At 69.9% G+C, this 15408-nt stretch carries 14 protein-coding genes; 7 read left to right on the top strand and 7 right to left on the bottom strand.

The window, feature by feature from the left end:
* Window positions 1-47: 47 nt before the first annotated feature.
* Together AB0N02_RS01560 and AB0N02_RS01555 are read left to right on the top strand one after the other, a co-directional pair.
* Window positions 48-653, top strand: a complete 606-nt coding sequence (locus tag AB0N02_RS01560; protein WP_363941309.1) for a TetR/AcrR family transcriptional regulator — start codon at window positions 48-50, stop codon at window positions 651-653.
* Between the two features lie 243 nt (window positions 654-896).
* Window positions 897-2006 (top strand): aldo/keto reductase, encoded by a 1110-nt coding sequence (locus tag AB0N02_RS01555; RefSeq protein ID WP_363941307.1) that lies wholly within the window; start codon window positions 897-899, stop codon window positions 2004-2006.
* A gap of 143 nt (window positions 2007-2149) precedes the next feature.
* On the opposite strand, the gene AB0N02_RS01550 is transcribed toward AB0N02_RS01555, so the two are convergent.
* The 3 genes from AB0N02_RS01550 to AB0N02_RS01540 all read right to left on the bottom strand — a co-directional run bounded on the left by AB0N02_RS01550 (window position 2150) and on the right by AB0N02_RS01540 (window position 6395).
* Window positions 2150-4195: a primary-amine oxidase gene (locus AB0N02_RS01550; protein WP_363941304.1), complete on the bottom strand. Its 2046-nt coding sequence runs from the start codon at window positions 4193-4195 to the stop codon at window positions 2150-2152.
* A 943-nt stretch (window positions 4196-5138) separates the two neighbouring features.
* Window positions 5139-5678: a DUF1062 domain-containing protein gene (locus tag AB0N02_RS01545; RefSeq protein ID WP_363941301.1), complete on the bottom strand. Its 540-nt coding sequence runs from the start codon at window positions 5676-5678 to the stop codon at window positions 5139-5141.
* A gap of 279 nt (window positions 5679-5957) precedes the next feature.
* Entirely contained in the window at window positions 5958-6395 is a 438-nt protein-coding gene (locus tag AB0N02_RS01540; RefSeq protein ID WP_363941299.1) for an Lrp/AsnC family transcriptional regulator, read from the bottom strand.
* A gap of 166 nt (window positions 6396-6561) precedes the next feature.
* Between AB0N02_RS01540 and AB0N02_RS01535 the strand changes: the two genes are divergently transcribed.
* The 5 genes from AB0N02_RS01535 to AB0N02_RS01515 all read left to right on the top strand — a co-directional run bounded on the left by AB0N02_RS01535 (window position 6562) and on the right by AB0N02_RS01515 (window position 11488).
* Window positions 6562-7680, top strand: a complete 1119-nt coding sequence (locus AB0N02_RS01535) for a thiamine pyrophosphate-dependent enzyme (protein WP_363941296.1) — start codon at window positions 6562-6564, stop codon at window positions 7678-7680.
* A gap of 8 nt (window positions 7681-7688) precedes the next feature.
* Window positions 7689-8648 (top strand): alpha-ketoacid dehydrogenase subunit beta, encoded by a 960-nt coding sequence (locus tag AB0N02_RS01530; protein WP_363942476.1) that lies wholly within the window; start codon window positions 7689-7691, stop codon window positions 8646-8648.
* Window positions 8649-8716: 68 nt separating this feature from the next.
* Window positions 8717-10144: a dihydrolipoamide acetyltransferase family protein gene (locus tag AB0N02_RS01525; protein ID WP_363941293.1), complete on the top strand. Its 1428-nt coding sequence runs from the start codon at window positions 8717-8719 to the stop codon at window positions 10142-10144.
* On the top strand, window positions 10144-10344 hold the full coding sequence (locus tag AB0N02_RS01520; RefSeq protein WP_363941290.1) for a hypothetical protein: 201 nt from the start codon (window positions 10144-10146) through the stop codon (window positions 10342-10344). Before AB0N02_RS01525 ends, AB0N02_RS01520 begins: the two co-directional genes overlap by 1 nt.
* Window positions 10313-11488, top strand: coding sequence for an acyl-CoA dehydrogenase family protein (locus tag AB0N02_RS01515; protein ID WP_363941287.1), 1176 nt, complete (start codon window positions 10313-10315; stop codon window positions 11486-11488). Before AB0N02_RS01520 ends, AB0N02_RS01515 begins: the two co-directional genes overlap by 32 nt.
* Before the next feature lie 93 nt (window positions 11489-11581).
* Here AB0N02_RS01515 and dmpG read toward each other — a convergent pair whose 3' ends face one another.
* The 4 genes from dmpG to AB0N02_RS01495 form a co-directional block, all read right to left on the bottom strand.
* The gene (dmpG, locus tag AB0N02_RS01510) at window positions 11582-12601 is read right to left on the bottom strand and encodes a 4-hydroxy-2-oxovalerate aldolase (RefSeq protein WP_363941284.1); all 1020 of its coding nucleotides are present in this window, start codon (window positions 12599-12601) and stop codon (window positions 11582-11584) included.
* A 12-nt stretch (window positions 12602-12613) separates the two neighbouring features.
* A complete protein-coding gene (locus tag AB0N02_RS01505; RefSeq protein WP_363941281.1) occupies window positions 12614-13507 on the bottom strand; it encodes an acetaldehyde dehydrogenase (acetylating) in 894 nt (297 codons plus the stop codon).
* 11 nt (window positions 13508-13518) lie between these two features.
* On the bottom strand, window positions 13519-14319 hold the full coding sequence (locus AB0N02_RS01500) for a 2-keto-4-pentenoate hydratase (RefSeq protein WP_363941279.1): 801 nt from the start codon (window positions 14317-14319) through the stop codon (window positions 13519-13521).
* Window positions 14320-14437: 118 nt separating this feature from the next.
* Window positions 14438-15241: an IclR family transcriptional regulator gene (locus AB0N02_RS01495; protein WP_363941276.1), complete on the bottom strand. Its 804-nt coding sequence runs from the start codon at window positions 15239-15241 to the stop codon at window positions 14438-14440.
* Between the last annotated feature and the right edge of the window lie 167 nt (window positions 15242-15408).

Genomic DNA, 15408 nt, shown 5'->3' with positions numbered 1-15408 from the left:
CGCACCCCGGCTAGCATGGACTGGCAAGTCCAGTCCGAAGGGCGGTCATGCGCACTCTGACCCGCAAGGGAGCCGCGACGCGGCAGCGCATTCTCGAGGGCGCGGCAGCGCACATCCGCGAGCACGGCGTGGCCGACATGACGCTCGACGACGTGCTGGCCCGGACGGCGACGAGCAAGAGCCAGCTCTTCCACTACTTCCCGGACGGCCGGGAGGAACTGCTGCTGGCCGTGGCCCGCTTCGAGGCCGACCGGGTGCTGGAGGACCAGCGGCCCCAGCTCGGCGACCTCACCTCCTGGCCCGCCTGGCAGTCGTGGCGCGACAAGGTCGTCGACCGCTACCGGCGGCAGGGCCGCCTGTGCCCGCTCAACTCCGTCACGTCACAACTGGGCAGCCGCACGCCCGGCGCCCAGGCCGTGGTCACCGAGCTGATGCACCGCTGGCAGGCCGAGATCGCCGCCGGTGTACGGCACATGCAGGACGCCGGCGAGATCGACCCGGCCCTGGACCCCGACCGCGCGGCGGCCGCCCTGCTCGCCGGCATCCAGGGCGGTGTCCTGATCCAGATGTCCACCGGCGAGACCGACCATCTGGAAGCCGCCCTGGACATGGGCATCGCCCACCTGCGCACCGGCAAGCCTGCGTCACCCTGACATGGAGCTCCGCCTCCGGGGGAGGCGGACACGACCTGCCCGCCCCACCTGTTCGCGTTCGGAACACGCACACCCATCAGCGTCACCCGTCCAACCGGTGACGACGCTCGCGGCACCACTCATCCCCCGTCAAGGTGGTGACGAGCGGGCGTTTCTGGACTTGACAGTCCATTTTTAGATGCGCAAGCTGACGTGTGCTCGCCCGACCTCCTCGAATCTGTTCGCGAACGGAGCGACTCCCTCATGTCCCTGGACCACTACTACCTGCTCGGACGTTCCGGCCTGCGGGTCAGCCGGATCGCGCTGGGCACGATGAACTTCGGCACCGGCGGCTTCCACGCCGCCTACGGCAAGACCGAGCAGGAGGCCCGCCCGATCTTCCGTCGCTATCTCGAAGCGGGTGGGAACCTCATCGACACCGCGGATTTCTACACCGCCGGTGAGAGCGAGACCATCCTCGGCAATCTCATCGCGGAAGCCGGGGTGCGCGACAGGGTGGTGCTCACCACCAAGTTCACCAACAGTGTCGCCCCCGGAGACCCGAACGCTGGGGGCAACGGCCGCAAGCACATGATCAGAGCGGTCGAGGCGTCACTGCGCCGCCTGCGCACCGACTACATCGACCTGTTCCTGCTGCACACCTGGGACCGGATCACTCCCGTCGAGGAGGTCATGCGGACCTTCGACGACCTCACCAGGGCCGGCAAGATCCGCTACGCGGGCCTGTCCGACGTGCCCAGCTGGTACGCCGCGCGAGCCCAGACCCTTGCCGAGGCCCACTCCCTCGTCCCGGTGGTCAGCCTGCAACTGCCCTACTCTCTCATCGACCGGACGATCGAGCTGGAGCACGTCACCATGGGGCAGAACCTGGGGCTCGGTATCACCGCGTGGAGCCCGCTCGGCGGCGGCTTCCTCACCGGCAAGTACCGGCAGACCGGCCGGGGTCTGGCCGGGGAGGGCAGGCTCAGTGACGCGGGCTCGCCCGGAGGCTCGTGGACGGACCGGGACTGGCGGCTGCTGACGACACTCAACGGTGTCGCCGGCAAGCTCGACATGACGATGGCCCAGGTCGCCCTCAACTGGGTCGCCACCCAGCCCGGAATCGCCTCGGCGATCATCGGGGCGAGCAGCGCCGACCAGCTCGACGCCAACATGGCCGCCCTCGACGCCGAGCTGCCGGCCGAACTGCGCGCCGAACTCGACGAGGCGAGCTCCGTGCCGCCCCGGTCGGTCTACCGCATGTTCACACCGGAGTACCAGAGCTGGCTGGTCAGTCCCGGCGTCAAGGTCGGGGACAAGCCGGCCGGGTACGCCCCCGCCGTACAGAACTGGGCGCCCGAAAGCAGCGGATGACGGGCCACTTCCTCAAGGACAGCGTGTTCGACGCCGGCCAGTTCGTCGACGCCCTGGAACGGGTCACCGGCGACCGCGCAGCAGCCCGCACCGAGCGCCGCCGGGAGCGGTCCGGCCACCGGTACCCGCTCTATCTCCGCATCTCAGTCGCCGTGGTGACCGTGCCCGTCTCCGTGCCCGTGCCCGTCTCCGTGCCCGTGCCCGTCTCCGTGCCCGTGCCCGTCTCCGTGCCCGTCACCGTCTCCGTGCCCGTGTCCGTCACCGTGCCCGCTGCAGTGCTTGGCCGTGTTGGCGGGCACGTTCAGCGTGGGGTTGCGGTCGAAGAACCCGTACGGCGTCAACGAGAATCCGACATGGTCGACCGGCATCACCGGCCAGTCCTCGGGCCGTGGGAAGTGGGTCACGCCGAAGGTGTGCCACAGCACGACGTCCTCGCCGTCCAGGGGCCGGTCACCCGCGACGTACGTCGGCAGACCGTCGCCGCCCGGGTTCTGGTTGACGAACTCGCCGGCCGGGTACCGCTCCTCAGGCGTGTACCGGGTGATCCACAGGTCCCGGGTGGTGAACGCCGCCCGCGCGGCGATCGACGAGGACGGGTCCGCCAGCAGGGTCGGGTGCTGCTCGGCGCGCAGTACGTAGCCGGTCGGCTGACCGAGCCGGTTGGTGCGCTCGGTGCTCACCACGTGCCAGGTCCGCCCGACCGAGGCGTCCGCGCTGCGCACCCCCTCGGCCTCGCTCGCGATCCGGGTCCGGGCGTAGCTGAAGGCGTTGCCGTACGGGTTCTCCGGCGAGACCGGCACCCGGACCGCGTCGACCTCGTCCACCGCGTTCCGGACGCCGTCGACCATCATGTCGAGGCGAGCGCTGAACAGGTGCTGGTGGAACGGGGCGCCCAGACCCGGGGCGACCTCTCCGGCGTAGGGCCATTCCTGCAGCCCGCGGTAGGCCGAGGCGAAGAGGATGCCGGTGAGCTTGGCCTCGCACTCGATCCTGCCGTCGAGGTAGAGGTACCAGTAGAAGCCGTAGTCGTAGTTGCCGATCGTGGTGAAGAACGAGATCACCAGGCGGCGCTGGCGGCGGACCTCGGCCGAGTTCGGGGTGTAGATGTCGGTGTGCTTCCAGAGCGTGCCGTAGTCCTCCTCGTGCAGGCAGATCGCGTTGGGGATCCGCCGTACGTCGCCGGCCTCGTCGGCCAGGTCGACGTCGACGTAGTGGATCTCGCCGAGACAGTCGCAGCCCAGGGTGAGCGAGTTCGCGAACCGGCCGAAGAGGTATTCGCCGGTGTCGAAGTAGTTCTGCCAGAACCGGACCGGCGCCGGGTCGCCGTACGGCACCACCATCTCGGCGATGGAGGCGCGGTAGACGACCGGCCGGACCTCGCCGTCGTGGTCGGGGTCGGCGTAGGCCAGCTGGTGGAGCACCAGGCCCTCACGGGCGTCGAACCCGAAGTGGAAGGACCAGTTCGCCCAGGTGATCCGGTCGCCCTCGACCCGGAACGACGGCCCCTCGGGCTGGGTGATCTCGATGGGTCTGAGGGTCTCCAACGGTGCCGGGCGCCCCTCCGGGAGGTGGAACTTGCTCAGCTCCTCCGGCAGCGGGAAGACACCGATGTCGATGATCTCGGTCGCCTTCCTCTCGACCAGGTCGACGTAGGCGCTCAGCCCGTCCACCGGGTGCGCCCAGACATGACCGTCGGGGTCGAGCGCGGCGAAGCAGAGCACCCGGATGATCCGCCTGCCCTCCTCGCCGGGCAGGTCGAAGGCGCCTGCGGAGAGCGGCGCGCATTTCACCTGCTCCGCGGTCAGGCCGCGCTTGGCCAGCGCGTCGATCCAGGCCGGATCCTCGGCGAGGATCCCGTCGACCGACATGAACTCCTCGACCAGGATCGGCATCCCGCCGCGGGAGCCGTCGACGTCGACGACCGCGGCCACCGCCCCGGCGGTGAGGTCGACGGTCACGTCCCGGGCGTCGCCGGTCGCGGTGTCGAGCAGCAGCACCCGCGCCCGGCGGTCGGGCCTTGGCCCGGTGCCGGCCTGGAACGCGAGTACCTCCTGCTTGTGCGGCTCGATCAGGCCGACGTAGACGAAGCGGACGCTCTCGCCGGCCAGGCCGGCCTCGCGTACCAGTGCGACGGTCCGCTCGATCTCGGTCGCGGTGAGGCTGGAGACCGGGGTGGGCAGGGGGGTCATGGGATCCTCTCTCGGATGGGTCCGCGTCGAACCGCTCGATTCGACGCTCTCGACGTCTCGTAGGCCATGGGCCGCCTGGCGCGCGGCCGGTCCGCGTCCTCGCCCCTGACCGGGGGCACGAGCAGGGCGCCCCCGGGTGTCTCCTCCACAGGGCCGGATCGGATGTCGCGCCTGGGTCAGGGCAGATTGTCCAGGAGCCAGGTGGCCGAGGACGCGGTGACGGAGGCGGTGACGGACACGGCGGTACCGCCCGGCGGCTCCCGGGTATGGCCGGGTTCCGGAGCCGTCCGCTCGGGCTTTTGCCCGGGGCCGGCGGACAGGACAATGGGCGCCGCGCCCTCGAATGCGCTCAGAATCTGTCCCTGATCAGCCACAACCAAGCAATATCATTCTTTGACGGGCGCGACAGTAATACGGCGAAAATACGTCACGTCAAGGCACCGGCCGGGTAAGGCTATGGTTCTGTCGCATTTCGGTGACCATTTCAGCACGGGCCCGTGTGGCACAAATCCCGCTATGTCCATGTTCGGGCGCACGATCTGCGGAAACGCCCATAAGCAATGAGAAGACCTATTCCCGAAACACCCCGATCCCGCAGGCCGGTAGCGAGAATGCGGATTCTCGCTACTCTGCGTGGCTGCATCCCGGGTCACGCCCGGCCATAGGGCTCCGATCCGCGAAAACAATCGCGCGCGATAAGGGAACTTATCGCACGCTATAGGCCTCTTACCGATAGAAACAGTCTAGTTTCCGATAGGTTCACTTAATGAAAGTTAGGCACGTTTGTCGGGTTGCCATTAGCCGACGTGTCCCCAGGGGAGCCACCCGAGCGCGACGGAAACGGGCCGCCCCGCGAACACGCGGGGCGGGAGGACGGGGTTTCGGCGGTGGGCCGCTGCGGTACGCGGGGTCGGAGCGGAGAGCGTCGCACCGATACCTGGACCTACTGAACCGGCCTCATCAGGACGAATGAGAAGTCCAGTTTCGTCCTGCGGTTCAGCGGGATATCGATCTTGACTCTGCGGGCGATCTCGTTACGGCTGATGCCTGATCCATGAGCGATGAGCCGTTCGGGTCGGACCGGCACGGGATCGTCGAAGGTGACCGCGATCTGGAGGGGCCACGGATCCTCGGGAACGGGAGATGCGTGGAGTTCCCAGCGCCCGTCCCAATCGAGCGCGAACCGGTTGCGCCGGGCGATCAACGGGTCGAGGAGGGTGTCCACGGCGAGAGCAGGCGAGTTGGCCGAGTAACCGGCCAGAAGGTCAGCGGGCAGTGAGCGGACCGGGACGCGATCGTGGACGGTGAGCTTGCCGGTCCGGCCACAGGAAACGCAGTTGACCAGGAGCCAGACGTCGAGAAGTTTGCCGTTGGCGTTGACGCGGAACCTGCCGTCGCCGATGGTGGCGCGGCCGGAAGGGCAGGCCACGCACCGCAGGGCGAGCAGGGGCAGGCGGGTGCGCCGTACCACCCAGGGCAGCACGATATGAGGATGTGAAGACATGATCTCTCTGAAGACCTGACGAAGAGCACGGAAAACAGAGCCGACGGCGTCGTCGGCGACCGGTGCGCAGGGAGGTGTCAGGTCTAAAGAGCAGGCGGCGTCATGCGCGCGAAGTCCTCACGTAGGGATGAGAACCCAAACTAGGCGACCACCGTTCACAAGATCCACCCGTTTTCGCGGCGCCGTCGGCAGGCGGGTTGGGAGAGCCCATGTGCCGAGGGAGGGGGTGACATGTGACCGGGCCGCCCGGCCGCATCCTCAGTCCAGTGTGCGGGTACGGTCCCACGTCGACATGACGATGAGCGTCTTGGTGCCGGCCACGATCCCCGTGCGCCGGATGGCGTTGACGACCTGCTGCAGGTGGTCGACATTGCGGACCCGGAACCGCACGAGGGCGTCCGGGTCGCCGGCGATCGTGTAGTACTGCTGGACCTCCGGAACCTGGCGCGCGATCTCCTCGATCTCCCGGGTGTCGGTGTCCCCTGTGAGGCGGATCTCGGTGAAGGCGTCGAGTTCGCCCACCGCTGCTTCGCTGACGAGCGCGACGTAGCCCTGGATGATCCCGTCCGCCTCCAGTCGCTCGATGCGCCGCGAGACGGGAGCTCCGGACAGGCCGACGCGTCGCGCGATCTCGCTGACCGGCATGCGCGCGTTGGTGCGGAGAAGGTCCAGGATCTGTCGGTCGATGCTGTCCATCACGCCTTCTTGGGTGCGAAAGAATGTGTCGCGCTGCGCGCAGTTCATGAGGATTGCCATGATATAGACGCACAGTGTCAGCGTCCTACGCACATCTTGCGCTCATTGATTGCGTGCGGGATTCAGCCGTTGCGAGAGTGCTCCGTACGACGATTCAAGGAGCACCATGACCTCCGCGCCCCCAACGACCGCGCCCTGGTCGGTCCTCGACGCAGCGGGCAGGCTGCGCCAGGACGACCGCGTCCCGTCCGGCGCCGACGCCCTGGACCTGCGGGCCGCCTACCGCGACATGGTCCTGGCCCGCCGCGTCGACACCGAGGCGATCGCGCTGCAGCGGCAGGGTGAGCTCGGGCTGTGGCCCTCGATGCTGGGCCAGGAGGGTGCCCAGGTCGGCGCGGGTTCCGCGCTGCGGGCGCAGGACGTGGTGTTTCCCACCTACCGCGAGCACGCGGTGGCCTGGTGCTTCGGCGTCGACCCGGTCCGGCTGCTGGGGCTCTTCCGCGGCACCACGATGGGCGGCTGGGACCCGCGGGAGCGCAACTTCAACCTGTACACCCTGGTCATCGGCGCCCAGACCCTGCATGCCGTCGGCTACGCGATGGGCATCGTGCGTGACGGCGACGTCGGCACCGGCGACCCCGACCGGGACCGGGCGGTGCTGGTCTTCCTCGGCGACGGAGCGCTCAGCGAGGGCGAGACCAACGAGGCGTTCGTGTGGGCCGCCGCGCAGAACCTGCCGGTGGTGTTCTTCTGCCAGAACAACCAGTGGGCGATCTCGGCGCCCTTCTCCGTGCAGAGCCGCGTTCCGGCGGCCGAGCGCGCCCGGGGCTTCGGCTTCCCGGGCGTGCGGGTCGACGGCAACGACGTCATCGCCTGCCACGCGGCGACCCAGGCGGCGCTTGCGAACGCCCGCGCCGGTGGCGGCCCGACCCTGATCGAGGCGGTCACCTACCGCCGGAACCCGCACACCACGTCGGACGACGACCTGCGCTACCGGGCGGGCTCGGAGAACGACGAGTGGGCGACCCGCGACCCGATCGACCGGCTCCGTGCCCTCCTGACCGGCGGTGACCACTCGCCACGGATCGACGAGGCGTTCCTGGCCGATCTGGCCCGTGAGGAGGAGGAGCTGGCCGAACGTCTGCGCGGCGGTTGCCGGGCCCTCCCCGTGCCCGCGGCGGGCGACCCGTTCCTCCACTCCCTGGAGAGCATGCCGCGCGACCTCAGGCGGCAGATGAACGAGCACCTGGCCTTCGTGGCCGCGGCCGAAGGAGACCACTCGTGAGCACCGCGATGGCGCACGCCCTCAACGCGAGCCTGCGCGACGCGATGAACGCCGACGACAAGGTGCTCCTCATCGGCGAGGACATCGGCCGGCTCGGCGGCGTCTTCCGTATAACCGACGGCCTGCAGAAGGACTTCGGCGACGACCGCGTCGTCACCTCGCCCCTGGGCGAGGCCGGCATCGTCGGCAGCGCGATCGGTCTCGCCCTGGCCGGGTACCGGCCGGTGTGCGAGATCCAGTTCGACGGCTTCGTCTTCCCGGCGATGAACCAGATCGTCACCCAGCTCGCGAAGTACCGCCACCGCTCCGAGGGGCGGATCTCGCTCCCCGTCGTCATCCGCATCCCCGTCGGCGGCGGCATCGGTGCGATCGAGCACCACAGCGAGTCGCCCGAGGCCTACTTCGCGCACACCCCCGGACTGCGCGTGCTCTGCCCGTCCGACGCGCAGGAGGCCTACGACCTGCTCGGCCAGGCGATCCGGTGCGACGACCCGGTCATCTTCCTCGAGCCCAAGCGGTCCTACTGGTCCAAGGGCGACGTCGACCCGTCGGCCCCGCCGGTCGACATGGAGCGCGCCCGGATCGTGCGGCCCGGGGACGCCCTGAGCCTGGTCACCTACGGCGCCCTGGTGCCGGTGGCGACCAGGGCCGCCGGGGTGCTGGCGGAGGAGGGGCGCGAGGTCGAGGTCATCGACCTGCGCTCGCTCTCGCCCATCGACGACGCCACGGTCGTCGAGTCCGTACGACGGACCGGCCGCCTCGTCATCGCCCACGAAGCCCCCCAGACCTGCGGCATCGGCGGCGAGCTCGCCGCCCGGGTGCAGGCCCAGGCGTTCTACGAGCTCGAGGCGCCGATCCTGCGGGTCACCGGATACGACACGCCATACCCGGCGAGCCGCCTTGAGGAGGACTGGCTGCCGAACGTCGACCGGATCCTCGAGGCCTGCGACCTCAGCCTGAGCCACTGACGCCATCCCGAGACGCCACTGACGCCATCCCGAGACGGCCCCGTCCGTTCCGCACGCAGGAGCACACCTTGACCACCGCGACGACCACCGCGACCGCACAGACCTTTCTGCTGCCCGATGTCGGTGAGGGCCTCACCGAGGCCGACATCGTCACCTGGCGCGTCGCCGTCGGCGACACGGTCACCGTCAACCAGATCATCGTCGACATCGAGACCGTGAAGTCCGTGGTCGAGCTGCCCTCGCCGTACGCCGGCGAGGTCGTCGAGCTGCTCGCCGCCGAAGGCGAGGTCGTGGCCGTCGGCTCGCCGATCATCGCCATCCGCACCGCCGGCGCACCGGCGTCCGCCCCGGCCGCTCCGGCCGCTCCGGCCGCTCCGATCGCTCCGGCCGAGGGCGAGGCCGGCGAGCCGGAGCCCAGGCTGCTGGTGGGCTACGGCGCCAGGGACTCCGGTCGCAGCCGGCGTCGCCGTGGCGCCGTCCCAAGCGGCGCGGCCGCCCCCGCCGTCACGCCACCCGCCTCCCCTGTCACGCCACCCGCCCCCGCCGTCACGCCACCCGCCTCCGCGGTCACGCCATCCGCCCCCGCGGTCACGCCACCCGCCGCTCCCGGCCGGGACAGGCCGCGGGCCAAGCCTCCGATCCGCAAGCTGGCGAAGGTTCTCGGGGTGGACCTCGCCGCGGTCGAGCCGACCGGCCCGGACGGGACCGTCGCACGTGCCGACGTGCTGCGTGCCTCGGAGTCCGGCGGCCGGCCCGCGTCGGCGGCCCCGGCCCCGGCCGCAGTCACCGGCTCGGAGACCCGGATCCCGATCAAGGGGGTGCGCAAGCACACCGCGGCCGCGATGGTCGCCTCCGCCTTCACCGCACCGCACGTGACCGAGTTCGTCACCGTCGACGTGACGAAGACCCTGGAGCTGCGCGAGCTGGTCCAGCGACGCCGCGAGTTCCGCGACACCAAGCTCACGCCCCTGGCGTTCGTCGCCCGCGCCTACCTCCGAGCCCTGGCCCGGATCCCGATGGCGACCGCGCGCTGGGACGAGACCGCCCAGGAGATCGTCATCCCCGCCGGCGTCAACCTCGGCCTCGCCGTCGCCACGCCACGCGGCCTGATGGTGCCGAACATCAAGGACGCGCACACCCTCGGCCTGCTCGACCTCGCCAACGCGATCAATGAGCTCGCCGCCACCGCCCGCGACGGCAGGACCACGCCGGAGGCGATGGCGGGCGGCTCGACGACCATCACCAACGTCGGCGTCTTCGGCGTCGACACCGGCACCCCCATCCTCAACCCGGGCGAGACGGCGATCCTGGCCGTCGGCGCCATCCGCCGGCAGCCCTGGGTCGTCGAGGACGCCGCGGGTGAGAGGATCGAGCCCCGCTCGATCGTCCAGCTCGCGCTCTCCTTCGACCACCGCGTGCTCGACGGCGCCGAGGGCTCCCAGGTCCTCGCCGACACCGCCGCCCTGCTCGCCGAGCCCGGACTGGCGGCGCTGTGATGACGAACCAGGTCGCCGAACAGCCCTTCGACGTCGTCGTCATCGGCGCCGGTCCCGGCGGTCACGTCGCCGAGATCCGCGCTGCCGCCCGGCCGGGCGGTGAGCCCGGCCCGGCTCCGACCGTCACCACCGCCACCCACCACCCCCAGCACTCCAGGAGAACCACCGATGCCGGCCCGACGTACCTTCCGTTCAGCTGAGCACGCCGACCTGATCCAGCTCGTCCGCACGATCGCCGCCGACGAGCTCGCACCCCGGGTGGCACGGGCCGAGGCCGACGAGGAATTCCCCCGCGACGTCTTCCGCATGCTCGGCGAGGTCGGCATCCTCGGCCTGCCCTACCCGGAGGAGCTCGGCGGGTCCGGTCTCCCGTACGAGGTCTACCTTCAGGTGCTGGAGGAGATCGGAGCGGTGTGGGCCTCGGTCGGTGTCGGCGTCTCCGTCCACGCGCTGTCCTGCTTCGGCCTCGCGACGCGCGGTACTCCGGAGCAACAACAGCGCTGGCTGCCCGAGATGCTCGGTGGCGAGCTCCTCGGCGCCTACTGCCTCTCCGAGCCGCACGCCGGTTCGGACCCCGCGGCCATGACCGCGACGGCCCGCGGCGACGGCGACGGCTACGTGCTCAACGGCACCAAGGCCTGGGTCACCCACGGCGGCCAGGCCGACTTCTACAAGATCATGGCGCGTACCGGTGCCGCCCAGGGCGACCGCCACGGCATCTCCTGCTTCCTCGTCCCCGCGGACACGCCCGGCCTGGTCGCGGACGTACCGGAGCGAAAGATGGGCCTCACCGGCTCGACCACCACAGCCCTGCGGCTCGAAGGGGTCCGAGTGCCGGTGGAGCGGCGGCTGGGCGCGGAGGGCGACGGTCTCAAGATCGCCCTCGCCGGACTCGACGTCGGCAGGCTCGGCATCGCCGCGGTCGCGACCGGTCTCGCCCAGGGGGCTCTCGACGCCGCCGTCGCCTACGCCCGGCAGCGCCACACCTTCGGACGGCGGATCATCGACCACCAGGGACTCGGCTTCATCCTTGCCGACATGGAGGCCGCCATCGTCTCCGCGCGTGCGACACTGCTGCACGCGGCACGGCTCAAGGACGCCGATCTTCCGTTCAGCCGCGAGGCGTCGATCGCCAAGCTCGTGGCGACCGACAACGCGATGAAGGTGACCACGGACGCCGTCCAGGTCCTCGGGGGTGCGGGCTACACCCGGGAGTTCCCGGTGGAGCGCTACATGCGCGAGGCCAAGGTCATGCAGATCTTCGAGGGCACCAACCAGATCCAGCGAATGATCATCGGACGGCACCTTGACCGCGACAACACCGGCGCGATCACCCGGATCTGACCGGGGAGGGGAGTCACCGGCCCCTCCCCCGGTCCGTGCCCGTACCCTCCGAGCCACGACGGAGGAACGAAGCGGACTCGCCCCCGCCTCGCCTCAGCGGCCGGCCAGGCCGACCGCGATCTCGATGAGCTGGTCTTCCTGCCCGCCGATGAGCTTGCGGCGCCCGGCCTCGACGAGGATCTCGGCGCCGGAGACGCCGTACTTCCTCGCCTGGCGGTCGGCGTGCTTGAGGAAGCTGGAGTAAACGCCGGCGTAACCCATGGTCAGCGTCAGCCGGTCGAGCAGGCACTCGCCGTCCATGATCGGACGCACCACGTCCTCGGCCGCGTCGATGATCTTCAGGGTGTCGACGCCGGTACGGATGCCGAGCTTGTCGGCGACGGCGGTGAACGCCTCCAGCGGCGTGTTGCCCGCCCCGGCGCCGAACCTGCGCACCGAGCCGTCGATCTGGAGGGCGCCCGCCCTGACCGCGAGGACGGAGTTGGCGACGCCGAGGCCGAGGTTCTCGTGGCCGTGGAAACCGACCTGGGCGTCGTCGCCGAGCTCGGCGACCAGGGCGGAGACGCGGTCGGAGGTCTGCTCCATGATCAGCGCGCCCGCCGAGTCGACGACGTACACGCACTGGCAGCCCGCGTCCGCCATGATCCGCGCCTGCCTGGCCAGTGCCTCGGGCGGCTGGGTGTGCGACATCATCAGGAACCCGACCGTCTCCAGGCCGAGCTCCCGGGCCAGGCCGAAATGCTGTACGGAGACGTCCGCCTCGGTGCAGTGCGTGGCGATCCGGCAGATGCTCGCACCGTTGTCGGCGGCCTCGCGGATGTCGTCCTTGACTCCGACGCCGGGCAGCATCAGGAAGGCGATCTTCGCGCGCTTGGCGGTGGCGACCGCCGCCTTGATCAGCTCCTGCTCGGGGGTGTGGCTGAAGCCGTAGTTGAACGACGAGCCGCCGAGGCCGTCGCCGTGGGTGACCTCGATGACCGGCACACCCGCCTCGTCGAGCGCGGCGACGACGGAGCGGACGTGTTCGACGGTGAACTGGTGCTGCTTGGCGTGCGAGCCGTCCCGCAGGCACGAGTCGGTGATGCGGATGTCGAGGTCGGCGCTGTAGGGCATGGGTCGATCTCCTTACGGGTGGATGCGCTGTGCGAAGCCCTCGCCGACCTTGGTGGCGGCGGCCGTCATGATGTCGAGGTTGCCCGAGTAGGGTGGCAGGAAGTCGCCCGCGCCCTCGACCTCGACGAATACGGCGACGCGGGCGAGGCCGCTGCTGACGGCCGTCGGGTCGTCGAACTGCGGCTCGGTACGCAGCCGGTAACCGGGCACGTATGAGGCCACCTCCGCCGCGACTTCCTTGATCGAGGCCGCGATCGCCTCCCGGTCGGCCTCTACCGGAATCGAGCAGAAGATCGTGTCCTGCATGAGCATGGGCGGCTCGGCCGGGTTGAGGATGATGATCGCCTTGCCCCGCCTGGCTCCGCCGATCGTCTCGATGCCACGGCTGGTGGTCTTGGTGAACTCGTCGATGTTCGCCCGCGTGCCGGGACCGGCCGACGGGGAGGCGACGCTGGCGACGATCTCCGCGTAGGCCACCTCGGTCACCCGCGAGACCGCGTGCACCATCGGGATCGTGGCCTGTCCCCCGCAGGTGATCAGGCTGACGTTGGGCGCGTCCAGGTGCGCGCCGAGGTTGACCGCCGGCACCACGGCGGGCCCGATCGCGGCCGGGGTCAGGTCGACGGCCTGGATGCCGAGCTCGCGGTACCTGGGAGCGTTCGCCCGGTGCACGTAGGCGGAGGTGGCCTCGAACACGATGTCGGGGCGCTCGTCCTGGCCGAGCAGCCAGTCGACGCCCTCGGCCGAGGCGATCAGGCCGTTGTCCCCGGCCCGCTTCAAACCCGGACTGTCGGGGTCCACGCCGATCATCCAGCGCGGCTCGATCACCTCGGAGCGGAGCAGCTTGTACATCAGGTCGGTCCCGATGTTCCCCGAGCCGACGATCGCGGCGGTCGCCTTGGTCACTGGTTTCACTCTCATTCGAATCGAGCGGTCACGGAGCCGAGCCCGGCGAACTCGGCGCGGAAGGTGTCGCCGGGACGCACGTCGACCGCGCGGGTGCAGGACCCGGGAAGGATGACGTGCCCCGCCTGGAGCTTGACCCCGAAGGAGGCGACCTTCCTGGCCAGCCAGGCGACGGCGGTGGTCGGATCGCCCAGGACCGCGCTGGTGTTGCCCCGTGCCACCTCGGTGTCGCCGGTGTAGAGGACGGCCTCGATATCGGCGATGTCCACGCCGGCGGCCCGCAGCTCGGCCGGGCTCCGCCTGGCGGCCCCCAGCAGCACCCCGGCCGAGGACGCGTTGTCGGCGATGGTGTCGGCCAAGCCGATCTTCCAGTCCCTGATGCGGCTGTCGATGAGCTCGATGCTCGGCACGATGTACTCGGTGGCGGCGAGTACGTCCTCTACGGTGCAGTTCTCGCCGGGCAGCGCGTCTCCCAGGACATAGCCGATCTCCACCTCGATCCTGGGGTAGCAGTACCGGGCGATCTCGATGGGCTCGCCCTCGGAGTGCACCATGGTGTCGAGCAGGTGCCCGTAGTCGGGCTCGTCGACGCCCATCATCTGCTGCATCACCGGTGACGAGAGCCCCACCTTGTGGCCGTGGACGCCGGCCCCGGCGTCGAGCTGACGCCTGATGTTGAGCAGCTGGATCTCGTAGGCGTCGACCACGTCGATACCGGGGTACGACTCGGTCAGAGGGTCAATCGGGCTTCGTTCCCGCTGCGCCGTCCAGAGCGCGTCCGCCGCGGCCCTGCGGGTTGTCACGTCGAGCATGATTCAACGTTGGCAGGTGGCGCGACCGGCGCACACCCGTCTCTCGCCCACCGGGATGAAATCGTCGTGGCGAGCGCTTACCCCTGTGCGTTACCGGTGAATCGGGGCCTTCGTCCGATCACGCACCGCTGAGCAGGGTCTCGGTGATGCGGCGGGCCGCTCGCACCACCAGGGGAGCCATACGGCTGAGCGATCCGGTCTCGGCACTGGTCACCAGCGAGACGCTCCCCAGCGGCCCGTCCTTGCTGTGGACGGCCGAGGCCACGCAGGCCAGCCGGGGCACGCATTCCTCCTTCTCGTAGGCGATGCCGCGGCGTTCGCGTACCCGGGCCAGGTCGGCGTGGAGGTGGGAGAGGTCGCAGATGGTACGCGACGTCCGCCGCTCCAGGTTGTCGCCGAGGATCTTGCCGATGCGCTCCGGCTTCAGACAGGCGAGATACGCCTTGCCCAACGCGCTGGCATGCATCGGCACCAGTGCTCCGACCTGGGACGGGACGGCGAACGACGCCACCGAGTACTTCGCCAGGTACCTCACCTGGTCCCGCTCGGGCACTCCCAGGTGCACCACCATTCCGGTCCGATCCCGCAGTTCGCGAAGGATCGGATCGGCGGCGGTCCTCAGCCGCGAGTCCGAGTTGTCCTGGCCGCACAGCTCCAGCAGGCGGGGACCCAGCGCGTATCCCCAGGAGCTGTGCTCCAGCCACCGCACTCTGAGGAGCTGGTCCAGGATCCGGTGAGCGGTGGACCGCGGCAGCCGGGTCCGCTGTGAGATCGCTTCGAGGCTGAGCCACCCCGGCTGTCCGCCGAACGCCTCCAGGATCAGGGCCACGCGTTCCACCATCGTGACGGGAGTTCCCGGTGCGCGACCCGCGCTGTTCTTGTCATGGAGCGGATCGGACACCTTGACCGCTGTGGTACTCACCGGACTCCCTTTTTGACACGGGCGAACACGCGAGCCTCCCTCTCAACGTTAGTTAACGTCTGTTAGTTAGCCTGATCGAGAGGCAGCCGGAAATCAATACCGGCAACCTGGAAACTTCCCTTTCTTTCCAGATCACCAGCGGGCAAGCAAGCGGTATCCGGTCAGCG

This window comes from Streptosporangium sp. NPDC051022, from assembly GCF_040683035.1.
In the GTDB taxonomy this organism is placed as follows: Bacteria; Actinomycetota; Actinomycetes; order Streptosporangiales; family Streptosporangiaceae; genus Streptosporangium.
Note: the sequence above shows the minus strand (reverse complement) of the source record. Positions and strands in the feature narration are given on the sequence as shown.